This window comes from Desulfosporosinus sp. (genome assembly GCF_014237355.1).
Lineage (GTDB): Bacteria > Bacillota > Desulfitobacteriia > Desulfitobacteriales > Desulfitobacteriaceae > Desulfosporosinus.
In genome coordinates this window covers 1-2,640 of the sequence record NZ_JABZFS010000001.1, presented here as the reverse complement: position 1 = coordinate 2,640, position 2,640 = coordinate 1, and the positions used below count along the sequence as shown (strand labels likewise).

General features: G+C 43.1%; 3 protein-coding genes and 1 pseudogene. All 4 read right to left on the bottom strand.

Going from position 1 to position 2,640, the window contains the following annotated elements; translation table 11 throughout:
- Positions 1 to 225 (bottom strand): annotated as a pseudogene (locus HGJ98_RS00020) (hypothetical protein); the annotation flags it as partial.
- 2 nt (positions 226 to 227) lie between these two features.
- On the bottom strand, positions 228 to 548 hold the full coding sequence (locus tag HGJ98_RS00015; RefSeq protein WP_291348939.1) for a 4Fe-4S dicluster domain-containing protein: 321 nt from the start codon (positions 546 to 548) through the stop codon (positions 228 to 230).
- Positions 549 to 562: 14 nt separating this feature from the next.
- Complete coding sequence (locus HGJ98_RS00010; protein ID WP_291348938.1) at positions 563 to 1,396, bottom strand: 4Fe-4S binding protein; 834 nt, start codon at positions 1,394 to 1,396, stop codon at positions 563 to 565.
- Positions 1,397 to 1,565: 169 nt separating this feature from the next.
- Positions 1,566 to 2,640, bottom strand: a 1,075-nt coding sequence (locus HGJ98_RS00005) for a methyl-accepting chemotaxis protein (RefSeq protein WP_291348937.1), incomplete at its 5' end; no start/stop codon positions are given.

Genomic DNA, 2,640 nt, shown 5'->3' with positions numbered 1-2,640 from the left:
ATTCATAAACGTTCTTCCCTTTTCAGCTAAAAAACCCTCATTTGTCTTTTCAGTCGAGTCAATCAAATGATCTATCGGAAATTCCTGTTGGACTTTGTAGATTAGTTCCTTGGGCAGATCATACACATAATCTTGGTCGGGGACTGATTTTAATCGTCGGCCAGGTGCAACCTCCGCGCTGGGATTGCCTTTGACTTTTTGCAAGACCTTAAAATCCAACGTCATACTTAACTCTCCTTTTCTATCATTCCATTACGCTCTCTAAGTTGGGTTGCCCGTTCTTCTCTAAATTTCTGGGCTAACTGCTCACGCGGTAAGAATTCCAAGTATATTGCACCCGTAGGACAATTCTTAACACAATCGCCACAACCGGAACATTTATCAAAATAACGCCCTATAATCTTGTATTCACTAGGATCAGTTTCTCGCCCTTTCCATACCTTTGTGGGACCACATACAAAAACCACGGATGGGCACACACTTAAACATTGGCGACATCCTAATGGATCCTTACATAAATTATAGTCAATGTTAATTTGTGCAAGCATTTTTCAATCCCCCCTTACCAGTTCTCTGCTAGTCCAGGCATACTTTCCCTATCGAATAATTCGATAGCTCCAGTCGGACAAGCCGTCACACATAATCCGCAGCCAAAACACTGATCCATATCAACATAAGCCTTGTTAGTGTAAACTTCTAGGTTAAGAGCCTTGAACTGGCAACGGCCTAAACAGCTTTTGCATCCAGTACACTTTTCGCGATCGACTTTTGCAACCGTATGCCCTTTCAACAGGAATTTAAAATCATAGTCAATCCTGTTACGAACTGCAACACACCCTGGATACTCGCACTGACATAATCCTCCTATGTACGGCGTACCAAACACATCAACAGTCTGAACTCGACCCTCTTTGTGGTTCATTAAAGCCCACTGCTTGGCCTCTTCTGGGGTGATAAATTCTACTCCGCCGCGATAGGTCTCTGGCCAGCGTTCCCATTTGTACATACCCGGTCCTATGCCCATACACGTAAAATTCTCTTCATCAGGCATACCCCTCTGCACCCGACGGCATCCGCAGGTCATTTTTGCTAGAGGATAGGCAATATCTAGGATGTCTAAGTATTCATCCAACGTAACAACTTGCCCAAAGTGAGTTTGATAGGCATGTTCCAAGGCTTCTCGTTTTATTTCCGCTTCCCATTCAAGATCCCCGCTGATTCGGGCTTTAACTAGCTCAGCTACCACACCCGCTCCCATACCTGCTGCCTGTGGGTCTGCATCAGCACCCTTTGATTCCTGACCTTCCTTACGCACTTTATAAAGTCGTCGAGCATAGTTCTCAGGGTTGAGATACCATTTCTGACCATTACCATATTTTTCACATACCCAACACATACCGAGATTCCTCCTTTGCAATTCATCTATAATCTATTTGCAAAATATATGCCAAGTAGGGATATTCCTCTAAAATTGCGGTTTAACAACTAAGTAGCAGTAAATTCTGTTTTATCTCCATCGGGCTCTGTGTACGTTTCTCATACAAGTAGTATTCAATCACATGTGCCTATACCTTAAATTGTTCGACTACATCTTTAATCTGGCTTGCGTTTTGAGCCAGAGATTGGGCAGTTGCAGCTACAATTTGCATCGTTGCAGATACTTCAGTAGTAGACTCCTCAATATGTTCTGCCTTTTGTACAGCTTCTTCAGAAACTTGTTTTACCCTATCGACATAAAGATTCATTTCCTCCATACTTCCAAGCATTTGCTCGCTTGAGGCAGCAATATCGGAAATATTAATAGATACATCTTTCGTCGAATTCGCAATAATAGCTAATGTCTCTTGTGCATCATGTATGGAAATGACACTCTCTTTTACTTTAGAATCTGTCTTCATCATTCCTTCTACTGCCGAACTAATACTCTGTTGAATAAGTGACGTAATATCCGTAACTTCCCGTGTTGAAGAAGCTACATTCTCAGCGAGTTTACGTATTTCGTCAGCAACAACGGCAAAGCCCTTTCCTTGTTCCCCCGCTCTTGCTGCTTCTATCGCGGCATTTAGTGCCAAAAGATTGGTTTGACGTGCCACTTGAGCTATTGTTTCCGTGATCGAACCAATGCGATTTGATTGTTCAGCTAGTTCCTCTATGGTCCGGACAGAATTGTTCACCGATCGATTCGTCTCTTCCATTGTAGCGACGATAACCGAAAGCTTAGATAATCCATCTTCAGAATGCTTTTCCGATTTTACGGCCTCATGGGAAACAGACGTAGCCCTTTCGGCGATCATTTGAGCAGCATTTTCGAGCTCCGATACCATTACTTGCATTTGCTGTTGTGTTCTTGCTTGTTCCCGAGCCTCTGAGGCCATTTGAGTCGTAAAATCAACGACATTGAGGTTCGTCGCAGTAACCTCTTCAGAGCTGGCTGATAATTCCTCCGAGGAAACAGCCCAAGCCTTTGCCATCTCGCGCAACTTATAAATAATACCTCCGAAGTTATCCATCATATCGTTAAAGGCTTGCCCTAATTCAACAACGCTATTTTGGGAAACACTGATTCTTTGTGTTAGATCCCCTTGCGCGACCTGAACAATCTTTTGCTGCATTATATATATAGGCTTAAGAAATCGGATG

What these genes read in the sequence shown, in the direction of transcription:
- HGJ98_RS00015 (WP_291348939.1), bottom strand. Translation starts at nt 548, where the DNA reads ATGCTTGCACAAATTAACATTGACTATAATTTATGTAAGGATCCATTA.
- HGJ98_RS00010 (WP_291348938.1), bottom strand. Translation starts at nt 1,396, where the DNA reads ATGTGTTGGGTATGTGAAAAATATGGTAATGGTCAGAAATGGTATCTC.